General features: G+C 46.3%; 18 protein-coding genes. 8 read left to right on the top strand and 10 right to left on the bottom strand.

Annotated features, from left to right (window positions below; genetic code table 11):
- Positions 1–79 precede the first annotated feature (79 nt).
- Together AC1DFM_RS22420 and AC1DFM_RS22415 are read right to left on the bottom strand one after the other, a co-directional pair.
- The gene (locus AC1DFM_RS22420; protein ID WP_477078994.1) at positions 80–4,603 is read right to left on the bottom strand and encodes a TonB-dependent receptor plug domain-containing protein; all 4,524 of its coding nucleotides are present in this window, start codon (positions 4,601–4,603) and stop codon (positions 80–82) included.
- A 4-nt stretch (positions 4,604–4,607) separates the two neighbouring features.
- On the bottom strand, positions 4,608–7,217 hold the full coding sequence (locus AC1DFM_RS22415; protein ID WP_477078993.1) for a SusC/RagA family TonB-linked outer membrane protein: 2,610 nt from the start codon (positions 7,215–7,217) through the stop codon (positions 4,608–4,610).
- A gap of 304 nt (positions 7,218–7,521) precedes the next feature.
- On the opposite strand from AC1DFM_RS22415, the gene AC1DFM_RS22410 reads away from it, so the two are divergent.
- From AC1DFM_RS22410 to AC1DFM_RS22400, 3 genes are all read left to right on the top strand, one after another.
- Complete coding sequence (locus tag AC1DFM_RS22410; RefSeq protein ID WP_477078992.1) at positions 7,522–8,070, top strand: hypothetical protein; 549 nt, start codon at positions 7,522–7,524, stop codon at positions 8,068–8,070.
- An 84-nt stretch (positions 8,071–8,154) separates the two neighbouring features.
- Positions 8,155–8,646, top strand: a complete 492-nt coding sequence (locus tag AC1DFM_RS22405; protein ID WP_477078991.1) for a BON domain-containing protein — start codon at positions 8,155–8,157, stop codon at positions 8,644–8,646.
- 27 nt (positions 8,647–8,673) lie between these two features.
- Complete coding sequence (locus tag AC1DFM_RS22400) at positions 8,674–9,096, top strand: SH3 domain-containing protein (RefSeq protein WP_477078990.1); 423 nt, start codon at positions 8,674–8,676, stop codon at positions 9,094–9,096.
- A 113-nt stretch (positions 9,097–9,209) separates the two neighbouring features.
- Here AC1DFM_RS22400 and AC1DFM_RS22395 read toward each other — a convergent pair whose 3' ends face one another.
- Positions 9,210–9,644, bottom strand: coding sequence for a hypothetical protein (locus AC1DFM_RS22395; RefSeq protein WP_477078989.1), 435 nt, complete (start codon positions 9,642–9,644; stop codon positions 9,210–9,212).
- A gap of 246 nt (positions 9,645–9,890) precedes the next feature.
- Between AC1DFM_RS22395 and AC1DFM_RS22390 the strand changes: the two genes are divergently transcribed.
- Complete coding sequence (locus tag AC1DFM_RS22390) at positions 9,891–10,817, top strand: nuclear transport factor 2 family protein (RefSeq protein WP_477078988.1); 927 nt, start codon at positions 9,891–9,893, stop codon at positions 10,815–10,817.
- Between the two features lie 88 nt (positions 10,818–10,905).
- Here AC1DFM_RS22390 and AC1DFM_RS22385 read toward each other — a convergent pair whose 3' ends face one another.
- The 4 genes from AC1DFM_RS22385 to AC1DFM_RS22370 form a co-directional block, all read right to left on the bottom strand.
- Entirely contained in the window at positions 10,906–11,580 is a 675-nt protein-coding gene (locus AC1DFM_RS22385) for a helix-turn-helix transcriptional regulator (protein ID WP_477078987.1), read from the bottom strand.
- A gap of 109 nt (positions 11,581–11,689) precedes the next feature.
- Positions 11,690–12,877: a DUF4932 domain-containing protein gene (locus AC1DFM_RS22380; RefSeq protein ID WP_477078986.1), complete on the bottom strand. Its 1,188-nt coding sequence runs from the start codon at positions 12,875–12,877 to the stop codon at positions 11,690–11,692.
- Between the two features lie 131 nt (positions 12,878–13,008).
- Complete coding sequence (locus AC1DFM_RS22375) at positions 13,009–13,830, bottom strand: hypothetical protein (protein WP_477078985.1); 822 nt, start codon at positions 13,828–13,830, stop codon at positions 13,009–13,011.
- Between the two features lie 164 nt (positions 13,831–13,994).
- Entirely contained in the window at positions 13,995–14,510 is a 516-nt protein-coding gene (locus tag AC1DFM_RS22370; protein ID WP_477078984.1) for a hypothetical protein, read from the bottom strand.
- Positions 14,511–14,619: 109 nt separating this feature from the next.
- Between AC1DFM_RS22370 and AC1DFM_RS22365 the strand changes: the two genes are divergently transcribed.
- Together AC1DFM_RS22365 and AC1DFM_RS22360 are read left to right on the top strand one after the other, a co-directional pair.
- Entirely contained in the window at positions 14,620–15,357 is a 738-nt protein-coding gene (locus AC1DFM_RS22365) for a MarR family winged helix-turn-helix transcriptional regulator (RefSeq protein ID WP_477078983.1), read from the top strand.
- 132 nt (positions 15,358–15,489) lie between these two features.
- On the top strand, positions 15,490–15,792 hold the full coding sequence (locus AC1DFM_RS22360; RefSeq protein ID WP_477078982.1) for a hypothetical protein: 303 nt from the start codon (positions 15,490–15,492) through the stop codon (positions 15,790–15,792).
- Positions 15,793–15,841: 49 nt separating this feature from the next.
- On the opposite strand, the gene AC1DFM_RS22355 is transcribed toward AC1DFM_RS22360, so the two are convergent.
- Positions 15,842–16,633, bottom strand: coding sequence for a DoxX family protein (locus AC1DFM_RS22355; RefSeq protein ID WP_477078981.1), 792 nt, complete (start codon positions 16,631–16,633; stop codon positions 15,842–15,844).
- 177 nt (positions 16,634–16,810) lie between these two features.
- Between AC1DFM_RS22355 and AC1DFM_RS22350 the strand changes: the two genes are divergently transcribed.
- A complete protein-coding gene (locus AC1DFM_RS22350; RefSeq protein ID WP_477078980.1) occupies positions 16,811–17,185 on the top strand; it encodes a hypothetical protein in 375 nt (124 codons plus the stop codon).
- Positions 17,186–17,253: 68 nt separating this feature from the next.
- On the opposite strand, the gene AC1DFM_RS22345 is transcribed toward AC1DFM_RS22350, so the two are convergent.
- Entirely contained in the window at positions 17,254–20,121 is a 2,868-nt protein-coding gene (locus AC1DFM_RS22345) for a DUF6493 family protein (protein WP_477078979.1), read from the bottom strand.
- A gap of 19 nt (positions 20,122–20,140) precedes the next feature.
- Positions 20,141–21,490: an SWIM zinc finger family protein gene (locus AC1DFM_RS22340; protein ID WP_477078978.1), complete on the bottom strand. Its 1,350-nt coding sequence runs from the start codon at positions 21,488–21,490 to the stop codon at positions 20,141–20,143.
- 124 nt (positions 21,491–21,614) lie between these two features.
- Between AC1DFM_RS22340 and AC1DFM_RS22335 the strand changes: the two genes are divergently transcribed.
- Positions 21,615–22,148 (top strand): hypothetical protein, encoded by a 534-nt coding sequence (locus tag AC1DFM_RS22335; RefSeq protein WP_477078977.1) that lies wholly within the window; start codon positions 21,615–21,617, stop codon positions 22,146–22,148.
- Positions 22,149–22,235 lie beyond the last annotated feature (87 nt).

Raw genomic sequence — 22,235 nt, 5'->3', positions numbered from 1 at the left:
GATAAGCTGAAAGCAAAAAGCTGAAAGCTGAAAGCGATTGTAGCGAATGATATAAGCAAATATCAAATAGCAGTCAGCACTATGGCCGGATGGTGATGGTTGTACCTCCGTTCCAGTGTTTGTGCTCAGGAGTGTAATACAGGTAACAGTTGCTGGCCTTGGCTTTATAGGCGCCTGGAATATCCGCTTTCAGGTCCAGCTCTATCGTTTTGGTTTCGGCGGTGCTGAAACCCAGCCAATACAGCACCAGGTAGTTATCGAATATTTCATAATAGGCTACTTTCTTGTTGGTGATAAGCTCCTTCAGCTGCCAGGGCTGCAAGGACAAGCCAGCAGGGATTCCTATTTTAGCGATAGCCATCGGCTGCAGTATGTTTTTCTTATTTTTTACTTCAATCTTCATGCGCACGGTTTCCCCTGTTTTAGTGATAGTATCGGCCAACCGGGTGGTCAACTGTAAATCGGCAGCCGGACTGTTAGGTGGCTGCAGCGTATTATATCGCAACTCCAGGTTATAAGGAATGCCGGATTTATCATTGCTATAGCTGACAATGAATTTGTTGGGTCCTTCTTTCACTGCGGCGCTGCCATCATTGCCGGTGATTTTTTGTCCATTTAACATAAACTCAATAGTAGCACTGCTTTCCATACGGCCTTTTATTTTCACATATTCAACAATGGCATTCAGGGCCAATACGGTAGCCTGCGTAGCGCCGTAACCGTAGTATGATTTTTCAGATAGTATTTTAGAAATTATAATACCCATAGCGGCAATATCTGGTTGCTGTTCGCGGGCCAGCGCCAGCGCATATAACGACAACGCCTCTACGCGTAACGAAATGTCGCGGGAATTTACCACGCTGGTTGTTGCGTTAATACCCTTCCGGTCATAGCTGTTTTTCAGCAACGTCAACAACCGTTTATAATCTGCTTCATTCTTCATATTGCTGGCTGCCAGTGCCATTAACCCCAGTTGATAGATGTCTTCAGAGGCCACCGCCGTTTTTACGGCTGCTTCATATTCCGGCTGTATTTCACTGCCAACACCGGCCTGCGTTAACGCATATACAATGTATAGATTGGCGATGGCATTAGGTACAGATGCAAACTTGTCGTAGCCACCGGAGGCCAGCCGGAAGCCACCTTTGCCGTCTCTCCGGTTTAACAGGAACTTTTTAGTTCGCGCCAGCATGTCGTTGTCTACGCTGATGAATTGCTGCATGTCCATAAACTCCAACAGGCCATAAGCGGTGAGTGCTTCGTGAGCTGGTGCATGGCCAAACCATTCGAATCCATTTTCACTGGTTTCGTAACTAATCAAACGTTTGTAGCCTTTTTCGATATAGTCCATGGCCTTCGCCACCACCTCTGGATTGGATTTACCGGATTCCCGCAGGTATTTGAGGATGAAAATATTGGGATAGGTAGTGGATGATGTTTGTTCAAAACATCCGGAAGGTTCTCTTAGCATGGATTCGATGCCATTCAGCAGTTGTCCTTCGATACTGGTGAAGACACGCAGGTCCGTTTTCAGGCTGCCGTTTACCGGCTTGCCCATGTCAAAGGTCCATTCCGCGGATTTATCACCAGCGATGGTTTTAGATATGGGGAAGCCTTTGTCTGCCGCCTCTATGGGCAGCGACAATGTTTCTGTACCCACCTCTCCACTTACGGTGAATTTAATAACGGCTTTACCGGCCGCCACTACCTCCATTGGAATCAACACCTGCCGGGAAGTATTAGCAGGTAATGTTACATTGTCTTCGTAGCCGTCTTTTCCTGGTTGTATCATCTGGAGGGGCAGGTATGCACGGATATCCAATGCTACCTCTTTTGCGCTGTTATTTTTGAGCACCAACGGAATTTGCGGACGATCTCCCACACTCAGGTAAGGTGGAATTTTAGCATCTATCTGCAGTGCGCTCTGGCACGACCAGGTGGCTTCTGTTCTGCCGGGTTTTCCATTCCAGGCAATACCTTCTGCGATGGCTCTAAAGGTGGTTGCCGCATCCGAGTTATAAAATTCCAGTGTAGCCGTACCCGTTTTATCAGTTTGCACCACCGGGTTCCAGTAAATGGTTTCCCGGAAGTCGTTGCGCTCTTTGGTTTCCGTAGTGGTATATTTTGGTGCATAAAACTTCCTCGCTACGGAGTACAGGGTGCTGCTGKCAGGCACATAGGTCGTATTATAATAGTCTTTGCTTAATCTTATTCTCATGGCTGCGCCATTCCCTTTTTTGGTGGTGATCACAATCACACCATTGGCAGCACGGGTGCCCCATATCGCAGTGGCTGCAACATCTTTGAATACTTCTATTGATGCAACATTTTCCGGATTAATGTCGGCTATCATCCCATCATAAGCTACCCCATCAATGATAAACAATGGCTGGTTGTTTCCGGTGAGAGAGGCATTGCCCCTGATACGAATGTTTTCACCGGCGCCAGGATTGGCCCACCTGTCTACCTGTAAGCCGGCTATTCTCCCCTCCAATAGCTGGTCTATTGGTTGTGGTGGCGCCATAAAATCATAGGCTTTTACACTTGTTACAGCACCAGCTATTACTTTTTTTCTTTGTAAACCATATCCCACCACCACTACTTCTTCCAGTCGTTTCTCGTCTTCCTCCATCCGTTGCTGTGCGGCATTCTCATTTTTAATTTCCTTGATCGCCTCCGTATATGCCTGTTTACGTGCTTCCGGTTTCATGCCGGGGTATTGTTTGAAGCGGACACTATCCTCCAATATTTTCTTTACGCGGATATTATTATGATCAAGACCATTTTGTTCAATCCGGATACTCGTCTTTTCCTTTCTGGCAGCTGATTTGCCAATAAGATAATAATGCGCCCGGGTATCCAGGTCTGCAAAAAAGAACTGCCCATCATCACCGGTATTCATTTGCACCGCTTTATTTTTTTCATCCATATTAATCAGAAAGACGGTGCCTTTCACCGGCTGCTGCTGATTGTTCAAAATGGTGCCACTCAACACGTAACCATTGTCTGGCAGGTATTTCAGGGCATTCCCACCTTCTACTTCCGGCAGATAACTAAAGTATCGGTAACCATGGGTGAGCATGACCAGATCGAGCGCAGGCCCTGCCTTAGGTTCGTCTTGCTTAAAATAAAATTGTGGCTCTTCTACCTTTCCGCTTAATTCAGAACTCATGAGCAACCAGGATAAAATGTGATCCTGCTTGTCATCTGCAAAAGACCAGAGCTTGTCGTCCATCACGGCCAGCGACAGATTAGATGGTAATGGAACTCCTTTGTCGTCCGTCGTTTTGAGGGTAAGCGTTACTTTTTCCCTGGGCAGATAAGTGGTTTTATCGGGTGTAATTTTCACCTGCAGCGTATGCTGTTTATTCAGAAATATCAGTCGTTCCGACAGGGGAACCTGATTTTCATCCGTGAGTGTAAAACGCGCAATACCAGCGGGGAACGCAGCCTGATCTATTTCAAACATTTGCGAACCTCTTTGCAGGGATAAACGGGTAGTAGCATAAACCGCATCTTTCGTACGGCCGGTCAGCGTTACCTGCTGTGGGCGACTGGCAAACACGTTCAGCAGCAGTTGCTCTTTCTTCCTCACTACATTCATCATTACACCATCTGCTGTAAATCCCGGAAACGCATACTGCTGCGTGATATACAACGGGGATGTAATTTTCACGGTATACTTTTCGCCTGCCTGCGGTGTGAACGTAAATTGTCCCATGCCGGCATGGTAAGCCTGAAAATCGGCCACCTTCTCTCCTGCCCTGTTCAGTACTTCTCCTTTCACATCCACTGGCTTTCCATGTTCATTGACCGCCCTGAAAGCAATATTACCTGCAAAACCCGCCAGCAGCGCACCTCCCTCAGGCAACAACTGCAAGTCTACTTTATTCAGCACAATAGGTATACTCCTGGAAATAGCTTCCACGTAAGATTCATAATTGATCGTCACATTCAATAAGCCATCAGTCGTATTCAGTTCCCGAGGCAGTTTAAACCGCAATTGCACTTTCCCTTCTTCGTTGGTGGTAGCCTGTTTCGTAGCCACCACTTTACCATCGAGCGATACCTTATAGTCCACTTTATAAGAACTGATGGGCTTATCAGACAGGTTACGTATGGAGTAGTCGGCTACTACTTCATCACCGGGACCATATCCTTTTTTGGGGAAGTCGAGTTTCATCAATACCCGTGGCGCTACCACCTTTTGGAGGGTGAGTTCCTTTACAAAAAAGGTGGTATCACTTTCGTTGCGCATCCAGGTAGTATAGGCTTTGAGCTTGTAGATACCTCCGGGTGCGTTGCTGTCGAACGTAAAAGAACCTTCTGCAAAACCATCTGTTACCTTATAATTTAATTTTCCGAGCTGGTTTCCGGAAGGGTCGAGTACTTCCACAAACACAATTTTGCTATAGGCTGTAGGCAGCTGGTTCTGGGCATTTACCAGGTATAGTTTAAAAAACAGGTTTTGTCCCGGTTGAAAAAACACATGACTGGTATGGATATAGATTTTCTCTTTGTATTTCGCATAATTGAACGACTGTCCCCAACAGGTACATGTCATCATGAGGTATATGCTGATGAAACTGATCATATTTTTCATAGTCTCAGAATTGAAGGGTTACATTAAAGCCATATGTTTTACTAGCAGGCAGATTGAAAAAATCCAATCCGGTGCTATTGGTCTGATCGAACAGTAGTTGCTCCGGATCTACGCCACTGTAGGGCGTCCACAGCATAATATTATTGACGTACGCGCTCAGGATTAATTTTTTCCGTTGGCGGTTAATCAGCCAGTCGTATGATAGCGTCAGTGTTTTCAGGCGGAGCCAGTCGGCCCGCTCCACGTAGTCTGCCGCTACTCCGGTGTAGCCGTATCTCACCCAACGATTTTGTTCCGTAGGTAATGCCGGGTTATAGAAATCTACAGGTGTGGTATTGGGCTTGTCGTTGATGGTTACACCGGGAAAAACATAGTTTTTCATTTTTCTGCCTTCGGCAGATGATGATGATCTGCCAAAATAATCGAGTACGGCTTGTGTACCGTTCCATCTTTCGCCTCCTTTTTTCCACTCGACAACGGTGAGCAGTGCCCATTTTTTCCAGCGCACGGCATTATTCAACTTCATCACAAAATCGGGGGTAGGATTGGCGATGATAGCAGGTGTACTGGCTACCAGCGGAAATCCATCGGGGCCAATTACACGATTACCGTTTGCATCTTTTTGCCAGGTGCTGCCGGTGATGACACCAATGGGCTCTCCTTCAATCAGCGCGGTGTGCACATCGCTAAAACCTGCGAGGGGCGTATAATTGGCGCCTTCACGCACCGCGGTTACCTTATTCCGGTAGGCATAAAACCCTACTACCTGTGTCGTTTTAATTTTCGCGTTTCTCTGTTGTAATTCCGGCACCTTCAATTCCAGGTCAATGCCCTGGGTCCGGTAGTCGCCCATGTTTTTCAGTACCCATGTTCCGTGGTCATAGATAGGGAACAGATCGTCTGTTACATTTTTTGTAAAGACGGAAGCGGTGAATTGCAGTAGCCATCTACTGATGATAATTGTGTTGCTCCAGCTACGGTTGCGTATTGGCTTCACGTGATCAAAGCTGCTGACCTCCTGCACTGGGAAATAACGGCCGGCACTGGCGGTATTGTATTGCAGCAGGTTGATGTAAGCCAATGACTGGCTAATGGGCAATTCTCTGTTAAACTCGCCGAAAGACGATTTAAAAGCCAGTACCCATCGCGGATAATCGAGGTTATAAACCAGGGATAGGTCGGCAGATGGCTGAAAATAATCCATGACAGCGGCGGTGTTGGATACGTAGGCTTTATTGCCCAATACCAGGTCTGCGTTCCAATTGTTTCGCCGGTACGTTTGCCGGTAGGTAGCTATCATTTCCTGCACGGTACGTTGATATTGGTAGTTCGTTGCGAGGGGTTGGTAATGAATAGCGGTATGAGCATCCGTAAAAATATATTGTGCGAGGAAGCCGCCGCTCCAGGCAGCGTTGCTATAAGGCAGGTTGGTGGAGGCTTCCAGTTGCAGCTGATAGCGCTGATCTGTTTTGTACCGGTTCAGGGGCTGGCCATCGGGAAAGTTGGCGGAGCCGGGTTGGTAGCCTTCGCGKTTGTTTTCTTTTTTATCGTCGTACGATTGTGTGATGACGTATTTTATATGCCCGTAGCTATTTCTTTCTATCAGCAGGCTGGCCTGTTGCCTGGTAGAGCGGAACAGGTGATGATTATTGTTCAGCAGGAAGTCGGGGTTATCGGCCATTTGGCTGTAGCTGCGTTGACGGTTACCCAACGTATATCCCTGTCCGTTATCAAAGCTGTTGGGGGTAAGCAGGGCCTGTTGATAGGTGTAGTTCAGGAATCCGTTTCTGTTGCTGTTGGAGAACTGGTCCTGGCTGTAGCTATATTTACCGAGCAGGTGCAGCCATTTAATTCTTGCGCCCAGGGAGGCATCCATACTTTTTCCGTAGTTATTATTTTCCCGGATAACGGTTTGTTCGCTGGTGTTGCCCAGGTTCATTCCGAATTCCAGGATGTTGACCTGGTTTTCGCGTAGGGTGGCTTTGAGATTAAAGGCCTGGGAAAACAGGGTGCCTGTTCTGAAGATATTATTCATATAGGCGATAGGGTTATGACCATTGCCGCTGTGGGCGGGGACCAATTTACAGTGGCTATCGTATAAATAAGGCAGCCCATCGTATTCCAGTGTTTGCCGGGAGGGGCCGTAGCTAAAAAGTTCATCGGTTTCGGGGCCTTGCCAGGCAAGGCTTCCCTGAATGGAGCGTCCCTGTACATATTCCGATTGGAGTGCGGGTTGCCGGCTTACTGTTTTCAGCGCAACAGTGGCGGAGTAGCTACCGGAGAGCACCAGGTCCGTTTTATAATCCGGGTACAGGCGTAATTCGTTGTTATGGATGTTTATTTTGCGAAGACGGGTATCTCTGCCAAACATTCTTTTCAGCAGCAGTACCTGATGCAACGGGGATGGCGGCAGTTTCACGCTGGTATCGGCAGTAATCAGTTGTTGGTAATCTTTTGAATAAACCGGTTGTACTTCCACCTGCTGGCCATTGCCAACAGGTGCCGGTTCGATAACCAACTTTGGATTATCACCTGGGTGCACCGGTTTTAACACCCATTTTTTTTGCGCAAAAATTGAAGCAGGAAAGAGCAACAGTATCAGTAAACATCTCACAGGGATATATTTTAATATTTATCAATATAGGATATAATTATAAGGTGAATAATGATTACCCGGAATCGGGATCGATGGTCCTATATCTTATATAATGGCTTTGTAAAATTCTAATAATCATAGCAATAGTTAATTTTGGTTACGTATCACGGGTAGATCTCCGGCGGCATGATGCACGGTGGGGAAAAATTCCATAAAGGATTAGAAAAAAAAATTTGTTTCTTTTCAAGCGGGAAAAAAAACGGAGATTTAGAAAGAATAACTCTAAAATTGTATCCCAGATAAAACCTATAAAAGTAAGGTTATGATAAAAAAATTATCCCTATTCGCTGTTGTGGTAGCATTTGCGGTATCCTGTAAAAAGGACAATAATAAGGCAGAAGACGGATCATTAGTGGGTTCCTGGCAATCCACGATACAATTTCAACATGGCAATGAATGGCCTGCCATTCCTACAGATAGCGTGCGTAAGGCTGGTAATTTCAGTTATGAATTGAGGAGCAATCATACCGGTACTTACAAGCGGGTGGTAATGCCCACTAATTTTCCTATTTCTACAGATCTGTTGTCCAGGTGGCAACCGGGAATGCCTATCGGTAGCGTATATACTCCGCAAGTACCTACTGTGCCAATAACGCTTTCTACTGAAACGGTAGCTATTATCTGGGAATTCAATAAAAAGGCGAATCAGCTGCTCATTATGAATAGTCAACGGCAGAAGCTGGAAACATGGAATCTGGCCACTGTTGGAGATCATCATCTTATCACGATTACCATGGAGCTCAACCTACCTCCTATCGTCAGCAGCGTACCGATTAAGCGACATGCCCGGTTGGTATTCATTAAAAAATAAACAACATACTGCGGTATTATTGCCAGATGAAAAAAGATACTTAACTTAAACGGTATTATTTCATCATTAAACCTCGGTATTACTATGAAACTGAAACAACTGACAGCAGTAGTCCTTTCTATGGGACTGTTATTTATGATTTCCTGTAAAGGGAAGCCGAAAGATGCAGACATCAAAGCCACGGTAGTTGCTGCACTGCAATCCACTCCCGGCATTACTGCTGACGTTAAAGATGGCGTAGTGACCCTTACTGGTACTGTTGCCTCTGAAGCCGACAAAGATGCCGCAGAAAATACGGCGAAAGTTGCGCAAGGTGTAAAGAGCGTTGTAAACAATGTTACGGTAACCCCTCCTGCTCCACCTACTCCGGCTCCTGTTGCCAATAACGCAGATGCAACGATGAAAACAGCGGTAGACGGTATTGTAAAAGATTTCCCTGGTATCACTGCTGATGTTAAAGACGGTGTGATTACTATTACCGGTGAGTCTAAAGCAGATCGTTGGAAAAAACTGAAAATGGCATTAGACGGATTGAAACCAAAGAAAGTTGACGCTTCCGGTTTGAAAATTAAATAATCTTCTTCCACTCTAAATACAACAATCATGGCATTACAGGACAAATACAAGGAGCTGATTGACGCGGCGAATGCTGCTGGTGTCAGTGGCCTGCAGGTAAATGAACAGGATGGTGTACTGCATATAGATGGGGAAGCTCCCAGCGGTGATGTAAAAGACAAGTTATGGGATATCTACGGAAAGATTGACCCTAACTTTCTCACCGGTGATGTAGTGATGAATATCAATGTAGCGACTGCGGTAGCAGGTGCTAAACTGAAGGTGACTACGGATGCTACCAACCTTAATATCCGTAAGGGTCCGGGCACAGATCAACCTATTGTCGGCAAAGCAGCACATAACGAAATTGTATCCCTGATGAGCAAGCAAAGCGATCAGTGGTGGCTTATCCGCACAGATGGCGGTGTAGAAGGATATGCTTCTACCACTTATCTGGCTCCGGTGGAGTAAGCATAAGGCTAAAAGCGTAAAGCACAAAGCTATTGTAGCGAATGATATAAGCGGAAGATAATTTAATACCCGCGCTAATCATTCGCTACAATAGCTTTGTGCTTTACGCTCTTTTACGGCAGCTCGTAAGTAAGTCCTACGGGGAGCATCACATCTCCTCTGTTATGAATATCGATGAAGAGTGTGATGGTGTCATTGGTGTTGGCTGTTAGAAAAACATATTTATCCAGCAGTCCTGAACGGGTGCTGAAGTGGTCTTTTAACAACGGCGGTTCGTAACCGGGGCTTAAAACAGTGCTGCGTTTTACGAGCATCAAATGCTCCTTACCTGCAGTGGTGAGGCCTGACAAATAATTCATTTCTTCGAGGATGCTTCTTTCTACATTCCCATTTTTAAGTTTGATTGGATTCGTACTAGCGTAACCGTAAGTACTGTCGGTTGCGGCAGACAGCTTCAGGAAAGCTTTCTGAGCATAGGATTGACGGACGATAGCCGTCGTCAGTAATACAGTAACAATAGTCACTGAACATCTAAGATGGCGCTTCATAGCAACGGTTTGATGAGGGTTTTAAAAACGTCTGTAATGCATACAACAAATACAACTAATAGCTCCAKGGTTCATCGTAAGGTTATTAAAGATAACGCAAAAAGCAGGAATTATTATCAGGATGATATAAATGATGTCAATTTTTCAAGTTAAAAAAAATAAGTAATATGCATTGCATACTACTATTAAAAACATATATCTTTGCAATACACAAAACGCATATTCACATTGCAAACTCCGACCATCATGAAAAGTTGTCGCCTTCTATTTCTGTTCATTTTATGGCTGGTGGCGGGTATGCCGGCACGTGCCCAAAGCGTCAAGAGCACAGACAAATTGTACCGGGAACTGGCAGCGAAAGATAGTCTCCTGTTTGACATTGCCTTTAACACTTGCAAGGTGGCCGACCTGCAGCAAGTCCTGTCAGCTGATTTCACCTTTTTCCATGACAATGGCTATGATGGGTTCACCACGGACCAAAGCGGCAGTAAATTCATTGGGAACGTAGAGCGATTTTGCGCCAATCGGGAAAACCGGATGCGCCGGGAGATTGAAAAAGGCAGTTTACAAACCTTTGCCATAGGAGAAAACGACGCCGTGCAAACAGGCGTACAGCGTTTATACCTGACGCTTAAAAATCAGCCGGAGCATTTAGTAGAGATTTCCAAATTCACGCGCAACTGGAAGAAAACCAAGAGCGGCTGGAAAATGACTCAGGAAACCGATTTCCTGGTGAAAACGCATTTTGATGATCCGGGACAGCGCTATGTACCGGCGCCCTATATTCCCTCAAGGGAGCCCTTGTACGCTACTATTGTGCAGATGGACAGCCTTTATTTCGACACCTACAATACCTGCAACCTTCAACGCATGGCAACGATGCTGGCAGATACCATTGAGTTTTACCACGACCGGACGGGGCTTTGTAGTTCCAAAGCAGAAGTCATTGCCAATACGAGAAAGAACATCTGCGGTAGAGTGACCCGGGAGCTGGTACCAGGCAGCGTTGAAGTATATGCTATTCCAAATTATGGCGCGCTGGAAATCGGCTATCACCGCTTTCATAATAAGTGGGAGCCAGTAGGCACGCCTTCCAGGGCCAGTAAATTTATTACGCTGTGGAAGCAGGAAGGCGATCAGTGGAAGATGTCGAGGGTGATTAGTTTGCACTAGCTTTTAGCCACTAGCTTTTAGCAGTTAGCAAAATGCAGCGAAGACCAACATAACATTATCTCCGCTGCATTTTGCTAACTGCTAAAAGCTAAAACAACTTTATATAATCTTCTATTTTGAATTGATGCTGTTTGGTAAAAGGCGTACTGGTATTGGCGAGGGAGTTAATCATCGGTACTTTAAAATTGCGATAACCCAGGCGCAGATCACACCAGGCTACCAGGTGCCATTGATTGGTATAGAATATGAGCCCTACTGGTTCAATTTCCCGATCCGTATAATTCCCTTTTGTATCCGTATAGCCGATTTTAAGGCAGCATTTGCGGGCGATTCCCTGTTGGATGGCAATGAGCCAGGCATGTTCAGATTGTTCGCGGGATACGGCAGCAGCGGCGATTGTTGGGGCCGTTATCGTCGCCGGATGATCGTAAGTAGCTAACACCGTTTTGATTTTTTGGAGGGCGCCTGTGCTGCTTTTGGCGGCCCGGCGGTCTGTGATGCGACTGGCCAGGGTTTGCAGTAGTAACAGCGCATTGGCTTCTTCACTACTGAACGACAGCGGTGGCAGTGCGTATTCTGCCGGCATACTATATCCCTGATTATTTGCGGTGTTAATGGGAATGCCTACTTTCTGAAGGGTGTTGACATCTCTGTAAATGGTGCGCAGGCTGATATCAAATTTTCCGGCCAATTTTCCGGCTGACATAACTTTCCCGGATTGCAATACGGTGAGTAGGCCCGTGAGTCGGTCTATTCTGTTCATGAGGTTAACATTTATCTATCAAAAGTAGCTTTTATCACTGCTATTGTGGAGCACTGAACAGCCTCCAGGCGCTCGACCGCACTGGTGCAATGAATTAATTTGAATATAGTTATTGTGGCTTATAACCTGCTTTTAAGGCTTCATCTACCTGTGCAGGAGTAAACGTTTCAAAGACGCTGAGCAGTTCGGGCAGGAAGGCGCTGAAGTTAGGGTAACGCTGACGGTTATGTTCGTATACTTTTATTTTTTCTTCGAGGGCAGGCATAAAAACAAAGTGGTAGGCGCCGATATGTAGTTGTCGCAGGGCATTCGCTTTCCTGGTATCTTTCATATACTCCGCAATGCGGATTTCCCCGAGCCTCACCAGGTGTTCAATTACGCAGGTTTCCCAGCTATAGATGTCCTGTAGATGCATTACGTTTTGCAGCGAGTCTGTAAACAGATGACTGTATTTCGCGATGGTACTTAGGTAAGGTGTGACATGGGGATTCACGAAAGAATGACCGAATTCATGCACAGCTAAAAATCTGGTGTGTTCAGGATTATCGAAGCCAAAGTGCTGGTAGTCTTCCAGCCGGGATTGTACTGGCAGCATAACGCTTGTACTCATGACCATGAAAGCCAGCTTTCCTTTAGGGGTCCCCACGCTGGGACCTACACCCCGGAAATMGCCTTCCACTGGTGCGATGGGCATAGTTGGATTCACCAGTACCGTGAAAGAAGGAACGATTTCACCATAGTACCGTTCCATGTATCCATCAATGCCGGGGGGAATATCCTTCTTAACTTCTTTCACAGCACCTTCATAAAAGCGRCGGTGGCGTTGCAAAAATTCACCTACATGTGCCTTTACATAAAACTGCTGCATATCGTGCAGAAAGGGTTTCAGGAGTGATAAAAGCGTATCATTTTCCGGGCTTTGTTTCATACCGCTGAGCGAATAGCGAAAGCCTGTATCCGGGAAAGGCCGGGTATACATCAGCACCTCCAGTATATAATCGTTGAACCTGTGCCGCTTGCGTAAGGTATCAAGTAATGCGGCGGCTTTAATACCGATGGCGGAATCTTTATAGGATTTAAATACCTCGAATGCGGCCTTCACCATGGGCTGATGTGCATTGCTGGTTTCGCGGTTGATGTATCCGTAATTTCCCAGTCGCTCTACTGCTATTCTTTCCAGAATATAGTAAGTTTCCACATTGGGGCTCCAGGTAACCGTTAGCCGGGGCTTTTGCTGAGAGAGCGCCGGCAGTGACAACAGCAGCAGACACGCGTATAACCAAATTCGCAACACCATGTTGATTACTTTTCACTGAAAATAATATCAAACGGGCGTTTTTCAGCATAATATTTTTGACTCGCTAACTTTGACGGCCCTACGAAAAGTGATAAAAAAAGCGGCTCATTTGAGCCGCTTTCTTATTTATTTTAGAGCATTTTATGCGTGTAACGCTGAATATAGGTAATCTTATTATTTTTCCTCAGGGTATCTGTAAGTGTGAGTTTGTTCTCGCTAACAGACCGGCTCCAGGTGTAGGTATCCATTACACTGCCATCAGGCATTGTTACAGTACGGCTCACCACTTCATTGGCTGAAAATGTCAGCACATTGGGAGCGTCTCCGCCCATCAGCCCATAATTAGACAATGGTTTCAGCAGATTAGGTGCGTTGTTGTAAGCATATTTTCTGACAAAGCTTAACTTGAATTCGCCGGTAGTTTGATCCGGGCGATATTCCTTTTCTTCCGTAACGTTATTATTTGTCCAGGTATATTCGAACTGCCGGTTGCTACGCTTGTCAGCTTCTACATGTACCACCTTTACCAGTTTATTGTTGTCGTATACCAAGGAATCATATTGTACATCGGCTTTACCAGGCTCGAATATGCGTACGATGTTATCGCCTGCATAACGAACCTCATACCTGGTTTTAGCGTCTCCTGCTTTGGAACTTTGCGAGGTTACTTTACTTACTTTCAGTTGGTCATATACCAGTTTGATCAATTGGTAATATGTTCCTTCTATTTCTTCCAAACTGCTAAAAGTTTTATCAGCATTGTAGGAGATCACCATACTATCTTTCACCACAGAGATGGCGCCGCTATTGCCATCCACCTCAGTGCCTATCACGCCGGTAATATACCATGCAGACATCGGCGGATCAACAATAATGGGATCAGATTTATCATTTTTTGTACAGCTACTCATAAAAATAGCGAGGGCGGTCATACCCAGGAGAATCTTTTTCATAGGTTTCAGGTTCGTATATAGGTAACGGTTAGAATTATGGCACGCAAGTTACGGTGAACAGGTTTGGTTTTACAGCGTAATTTTATCATGAAAAGTTCCTGCCATAGGCACATTCATGCTTTGGAAGATATTTCCTTTTTAATTTTTTTCCTTGCGCCCCTCTACTACTCCGTAAGGCCATAGAACTTTTTGTAGTACGCAAACTTCGCTGCCATTACTTTCCTGGTTTCCGGCAAGCCTTCAGCTTTGAGCTTTCTAAACAGGGGAAGTACGCGGTCTCCAAATTCTTCAAACGAGCCGCTGTGAGTGATCACATCTGTGAGATAACAGGTGGTTTCATCACATTGTTGCCAGTAGGCATCAATAGCCCGACAGGCGCCTTCCAACATCGTTTTATCATAACATTTTACCAGGCATCTGGCAGCGGCGGCAGATCTGTCGGGGTAGTTCATCAGCAGGTAAAAGAGGAAATACTTAATGTTGGTGAGGTCCTGTGGCGTTAGCAGCAGCGGCAATAGTGCCGGCCGGCCGGTAAATAACTCATCGTAGGCTGAGGCTTCCAGACGTTTGGTGGTGTGTTTTTCGATCAGCAGTTCCAGATAACTAATGGCTTCCCGTCCTGCTGCAAGGTCTGTTGCTGTAGTGTCGTTAAATAATTCTTCCAGTACAAGATGATTCATGGAGCAAATTTTATTGAACGGTTTCGTTGTTTATATTTGCAAATAAAGAACATTTTCGTCAAACAAACAACKAAACCGATATTAAAATACAACGAAACCGTTTTATATAATGAAGCCATTAGTCGCCTTAATTACCGCCTGGGACCAATACACAGCGCAAACCACCGCCCCCACTGTGGCGGATTTCTGCCAGCAATACCTCCAAAAAAATCCGACGGAGGCTCCTGCGGCAGCTATTCCGGGGCACCATGCCAATGGCGTACTGGCCGGCCTGGTGGGGCAAGCCAGCCAGCTGCATACCACTTACGCCCGGATGGCGATTAAAGAGATCCCGGACATAGAACTGGAATGGTTTTATTTATTAAACGTGATCCATATGAAAAAGGCGCCTAAAAAATCAGATGCGATCAGTCTGAGTCATATGGAGCAATCTACCGGCATCGATATCCTCAATCGCATGAAAAAGAAAGGACTGATTGCAGAAAAGGAAGACCCGGCAGATAAACGCGCCAGGTTAGTAAGTCTTACGGAGAAGGGCAAAGCCCTGATGGTACAAATAGGTTATTATCTCTATAAAGTTTCCTACCTGCTGTACCACGATATACAAGAGGAAGAAAAAAAGCAGCTCATCCAAATATTGGCGGCTACCGCAGCTAAACACGAACAAATTCGTCTGGCAAAAAAACACCAGCATATTGATGACATGATACAATCACTTTATGGGGAGCACGCGCTGAAATCGGTGCTCAGCGCGTTTAAAAAGGAAGTCAGGCAACAGGAAAAAGTACTTCGCAACACACCGGACCAGGACATTGATGCGCTGATTACTTCCTTTCATAAAGACTAATACTGATTTTTTCTGACCGCATAGGGGAAGTGGTAAATGACGTGCGTCCTATTAGAAAGTGACTCCCAAAAGCACTTTGATGATTGTATGAGGCACAACGATTTATTCAAACGCCCGCTACTAACGGGTTTAATGATCATATTAAGCATGACTGCAGCCGGACTGGTTTCTGCCCAAAGCAAGCCATATCCGCTGGTAAAGAAAGATACTTTGTCGCGCTCCGCTCCGCTTATTAATAAAGCACCACTCCATTTTATGGGTAATGGATCATCTTCCAACATTCGCCCGGCGCAGCAACATGATTATACCTATCATGATTATGCCCGTGAATATAGTACCGGCATCCGCTCTTCCGCCCGCAACAACCATTTCCGGTGGAACGATATCACGGCCGTTACAGAGATGGCATTAAGCGTGTATATTCTCTTCAGATAAATAAAAATACCCGACCGTAAGGCCGGGTATTACAGTGGTTACTTATTTTTTATGCCAACTCCCGGCGGGAAGCGGGACGCAACGCCCAGGACACCAACGCGATGGCCGCAAAAATCAAAGGCACGATGAATTTGGCAGCAGGATCGCTGGTGAATCCGTGAGAGGCGGCCGCACCTGTTAAGTCAAAGAAAGCGCCTGCATATGCCCATTCTTTCAGTCGCGGATAACGGGGAACCACGATCGCAATAGCCCCAGCTACTTTCCAGATACCCAGTATTACGCAGAAATAAACCGGATAGCCGAGGTGAGTCATGCCCTCTACCAGGGTAGCAGGACGAAGAATATCTCCGATACCACCTGTACCCAGTTGGAATACGATTAATGCGGTGGCAATCCAATACAGTGTGGTAGTGCGCCAGGAACTGTTAAAGTTGCTAAATACCGGTGCAAAATCGCGGCGGCTGGCTGGACGCAGCGCCCAGGACGCCAAGGTAATGCCCGCGAAAATAAAAGGCCCTATTGCAGCGGATGGATCACCTACTACCAGGTGGGAAGCAAAGGCAGTGGTGTATACAAAAAACAGCCCGGCATATACCCATTCTTTCAGCCGGGGAAAGCCTGGTATTAACAGGAGCAATACCCCTAACAATTTCCAGATACCCATGATAGTCAGCACGTATTCCGGAAAACCCAATTGTACAAATACAGTACGGACAAAAGTTATTTTTTGCAGGTCCCAGATAGCGCCTACGCCGGTTTCAAGTGCAATGATACCGGTGGTGAGCCAGAAAGCGGCCATACGGATACGGGAAGTGTTTACTGAAGTGGTAATGGTATTCATGGTGTTATGTTTTTATCTGATGTTGAATGACTGATTACACTACAATAAGTATCGACTTAATCCGAATTGGACACGTTTGGAGATTTTTTTTAAAAAAAAGTTTGCTTGGTTATTTTTTGGGTGATAACTGGTATTTCTCCGCATTAGATATTAGCTTAGCGCATAAAGACCCTATACATGAAAATTAAGCTGATCAGAAAATTCCTGGAATACGTATACAGTAACTATGTAGGCAACTTTTTAGGCTTTGTGGTGGCCATGATGTCCAGCCGGCTGGTATCTCATTACTTCACTACCCGCAGTATCAAAAACTTATGGGGACTGACCGCCCGTAAAACCGTTATCGATAAACATACCTATAGCAACCTGGAATGGGCGATTACCATTGTAATTGGGTTCATTGTGTTTGAAATTGTGTCCAAATGGTTCAGCAAAAAATTGCAACAGCTGCTGCCGAAGTATAAATTGACTAAGTGGCTGGTAGAAAAGGAGGAGAAAGAGAAGGAAGCTGCAAAGGCGGCTGTGGCGCCGGTTACAGTGGTGCAGGAGTAAAAGCAAAATCAAAATAAGTAGCTCCACCAACCAGCTGCTTGTTGAAGCTACTCTCCTTGTCAGTTTTATCACACTTTCACCATTCCCTCTAACCGGATCGCGATCTTTTTCAGTGTACTATTCCCCTTCCACTCCCCTAACATCTGAATAATATGCGGATGCTGAATACTGCTGTTATTCACTGACAACACCTCGCTATACATCTCCAGTAATTTCTTCAGGTCCTTTACCGGCGTTGGTCCGAAGCAGGCCAGAACAGCCGTCAGCATGGACTCCAGCGCTTCATTGTGTTGAGCACTTATCTGTAGCATGCTGCCCGCCATCAGGTCGCAGAAGCGTTTTACCGGCGCCCATTCAATGCTTTCCAGCTGCCCGATGATGTGCCCCAGTTGTGTGCTGTTGATCCGATGCGGCACCCGGCTGCTCCAATACGCGGCTGCAAATGCTCTGACAGTTTTCTCGGCATGCAACATACAGCAGGCCACAAACAGGCTGGTGATTTCATTGGGAGGCGTTTCCAGTTCATGTATGGCTTGTATGGCGCCCAATACCATCGATGTTTCTGCCACTTCATATCGCAGGGAATAAGTATGACAGGTTTTCGCTACTCTGGCCAGCAATACGGCGGAATTATTGGGCGTGAGCAGTAGGAGTCGTTGTATATCTGGTGTAGACATATAGAAATGCTGGCCTACTGCATTAAGATACTCCTGTATCAGTGGCGCGGGGCCTTTCAGCAGTTGTCCATTTGTATCCGGGAAACTGATTTCCATCACCGTTTCTTCCGACCAGTAGCGGTCATATGTGTGCGTTTCCCGGTTATACGCTCCGTAGGCTTCATAAGGACGGCGTCGCGCTTGCCAGGGGTATTGGCCCGTCAAAAGTACCAACGGTAAGCGGTTATACGAAAAGCCAGCGAAGGCCTCGTAGGCTGTTAACGGTGCTTTTGTAATGCCGGCTTGCATCCAGGCGGAAGGTGTCGCAAAGGGGCCCTGGGGTAATGCATCGGCATACAACAGAAACTCCAACAACCGCTGATACTCTCCTGCCGGCATAGTGGCCACCAGAGATTTAGCCACACTGGCATCTTCCAGGGCACAACGGGCAATAGCTACCTGCAGATCTAATTCATGAGGCGTTGCTCCCGCTGCTACGTATAGCTGTAAGCGTTGTATCAGCACCACCGGGTCCAGCCACGCAGGAGTATGGGTAAGCGTAGATAACAACGGTAGTGTATCCTTCTCCGTTAGCTTCTCTCCTGCCAGTATTAGTAGCTTTTTGTAAAGATGGAAAATTCCAGCCTCCTCAGCATGAGATTTCCAATTGCTCAATACGGGAATGTCTGCACGATTTCTCCACCAGTGTTTGGCGTGTTTAATAATATTCAGTTGTTCCGCATAGTCAGGACGGGTGTCGGCCATACTTTTGCCGTAGTTCAAAAAGAAGACAGCCAGCATCTGATCGAAGAAACCGGCCGTGGAAGGCAGCTGTTTCAAGATAGCGAAGGCACGTTGAAAAGCAGGATCAAGTTGTAACAAGACGTCGGTGGTGATGACATCCTGCAAGGCAATTAATACGGCAGGCAGCTGATCAATATGATAGCTTTCATGGCCCTCAAAAGCCTGGCTGGCGAGGAATACCAGTTCTTCGGGCCCGGATATTTCCGGGATCTGGTTATGCGGGCCTATCAACGGCAACAAGGAAATTTCTTCCGTTGCGGGCATGACGGCTATTGTTGCTGTTGCATCTAAAAATGGCTGCAGCAATTTCTGCGTTCCGGACAGCATGCTGTCTTTAAACAGCCCTAACTGCTCTTTTAGCGCCGTGTCGATATCTGCAGCATATTCAACAATCAGCTTCGCGGCTTTCGTTTGTACTTCTTCGTCTTTTACAACAAAGACCTGGCATAAGCCCTGACATATCGGGGAAACAGCTGCCGGATGCTTTTTACAAAGTTTATCCATCATCTGAATGGTTCCCACCAGAATAACTTTTTTGCCGGTGCCCGCCAATTGCGGCAGGTAGCCGACCAGGGCATTATAGTCGAAGGTGGGCTCCGATAGCAATGTTTTAAGCAAATTCAATGCAGTTCCTACGGCCTTGCTTTGCGGGGAGTCCAGTACCTGAAATAATATTGGCTGCAATGTCAGCAGCTCCGATTTAGTTGGCTGCAGGCTTATCAATAAATCCATCATCCAGCCTACGAGCAGCTTATTAAAATTGCGGTTAGCCGCCTTTAAGCAGGATTCCAGCAGCCGCATCCTATCGAGGGCGCCTTCTGCTGCGAGGCGCTTAAACACGCCGCGCCAGTTGGGTTCCTCTTCCCCATTCACGGTTTCTGTGACGTTGATCCAACGATCACTGAAATGAATATTAGAAGGGTATTCAAATAAATACCAGATGTGCTCAGATAATGTGATGGGATATTTAGACAGGATAGTGGTATCCAGACGGATATTCTTTTCTCCGGGGAAAATAGCCCGCAGAAGGCGGGTMACGATCATGGGTACGGTGAGGGTGAGCCATTTTTGCGTAGCCATCTCCATCATTCTTTCATAAGACAGCTGATAAGGCAACCGCTCTTTCTCCGCCAGTTCTGCCATCAATGAATCAAACCAGGGCGGCATGTACCAGACGGCTATTTTATCCAACATTCCGTTCCCTATAATAGGGGCAACAAAAGAGTTGGACTCCATCACGGCTTTGTCGCAACACGCAAAGGCAGCTGCCGCCAGTATATTCCACTGCGTCACCGTCGTCCTGCTGCTATATACATCTTGTCTTATTTGAATCACTTCTCCATAGTAGCTGGCCAGTTGCTTAATGGTGGGGGCCAGTGCTTTTCTTTCTGTTGCAGAAAGCTGTTGCAGGAACGGAATAATTTCCTGTTCCTGTTCTTTCTCAAGCATTTGCTGCAGTACTTCCGAATGGGTCATTACAGATGGATTAAAATAATTAAAAATGTTGGTCTGCTTTCTTTTTCACTGCCAGTATATGTTTACATGATCCCCGCTGGCCCTGGTTTTTAGCATACCAGGTGCAGGTACAACGTGCGTGATCATCTTCCAGTATAACCGTGTGCGTGATACCGGTACCGGCTACACGTGCTTCCACTTTGTTTGCTGTGGCGGATACAATGACTACTTTATCATCTTCCAGCAGTTGCAGCGCGTCTTTCATGCGGGGATTAAGGCTTAGGATGCGGCTGAGTTTAAAGGGTAACCGCCGGTAGAAGTAGCTGTATTCATCCAGGTCGTATCCCAACAGCCCCATGGCGGCGAGGCGGCCGGTGAGCTGGTCGATCTGCTCAAAATTAATTTGTTCTTTTACCGCCAGCAGGGTGGCGTTAAATTCCTGGTTCACATACCCATATTTATCAAGTGCCGTTACCAGTTCATCCGGTACGGTTGCTATCAGCGATTCCAATGCGGCGCCTTCACCAGAAAAGCCTCTCCAGGCTTCGCGGGACAGGGTAAGACTGAATCGCACACTTCCAAAATATAGCTGCCAGGTAGTACTTTGCATATCGGGATGCGCAAATACCTGCAGTTCATCTGCCAGTGGCAGCAAGGGTTCCAGCAATTTAAGCCGGTGTATACCGCCTATACAAATGGCATTTACGGCTTTTGCGGGGCTAAACAGGGGCCTGTTGCCCTGCTGCACCAGGTAATAATCTGCCTTCACATTTCCACCGGGAATGCTTTGGAATAATTGCAACAACTGTACTTTATTGAACCGGTGGGTAGCGTTGGCGGCCGACAGGAACAGTTGTACCGTTGTCAATCCCTTGATCCACTTTACCGGCAGCGGCACCTTCCGCTCCACGATTTTTGCTGCCGGCGTACTTTGCACACTGATTTCTTTCGCACCTACCGATAGCTGTAAGCGGTCGCTTCTTCCAATACCTCCCAGGGCATTGATCATGGGCTGGTTAAAGTCTACGTTTACAGTGCCGCTGGCAGGAAATGACCCACTATGGCCACCAGGTAACACATCCACCCGGGCGTATACACCAGCACAATGTGAAAACCCTTCAAAGCGTAGTTTGTCCGCACCAGCGGTGACGATCGGGTCTTTCAATAAAGATGCCTGCGCCGGCGTCAGCGTAAAATTGGCCTTCACCACATTGGACAAAGTAATCAGGCAACGGGCAGTAATATAGGATTGCTCCAGACTTCCGTGAAAAAACTCCGGCGACTGTAACTTCTCTATTTCATTGTAGCCTGCCAGCTGTAATTGGGGAGCAGGCCCTATGCGATGAAGTACAGAAGCTGTGGGATAACAATAAGTAATATTATCAGACATGATGATTGCTGCTTATCTGAAAAAAGCGAAGCTACGTTTTTTACTTCAGGCATGATAAATAGCGTGGGGTATTCTCACAAAAACTAAAAATTAAATATTATATTGGTTATAAAATATCCCTATCATGTTGTTGCCGAAACCTATATTGACTGCTTTCATGGTAGTACTGCTTGCTATCAGTATTTCGTCTGTAAAGGCCCAACAGCTGCCTCATCTTCCAGGTGACTCTGAACTGCGAGTAAAAGAAGACTACGCAAAATATGAACAGCTGGTCACAGAAGTGGCCGACTGGCTGGAAGAAACGGATCTTGACAAACAAAAAGAAGTACGACGCGAGGCCGGCCGGTTTATTTTCACGTGGGTATCTGGTTCTCCTACCGTGAATGTCCCCGTGTCCGATTATCTCTTTAAACTGGTAGACAACAATCCGCATCTTACCGTCATTTATATGGCGAGATATGCCAGTTATTGTATTGTCAACAAATCCTACCAGGATCACATTGCACCTATCAAAGCCGGGCTCATCGCCATTTCCAGAGTTTATCAGAAAGGCCTCGGTTTGACTAAAAATAAGGCAATGAATAAACTTCAGAAGGTTATTGATCAAAATAAACTGGATAATTATATCAAAGAAAATATATGGCCTGCTGTCTATTAATATATGTTACATGACCAATAGCTTTGTTGACGAAATGCCGGGGAAAACGCACCTCTTATAAACAAGAAAAAATCGGGATGGCTCCCG

It is taken from the genome of Chitinophaga sp. 05T412 (assembly GCF_056396465.1).
This window is presented reverse-complemented; position numbering and strand designations above follow the sequence as displayed.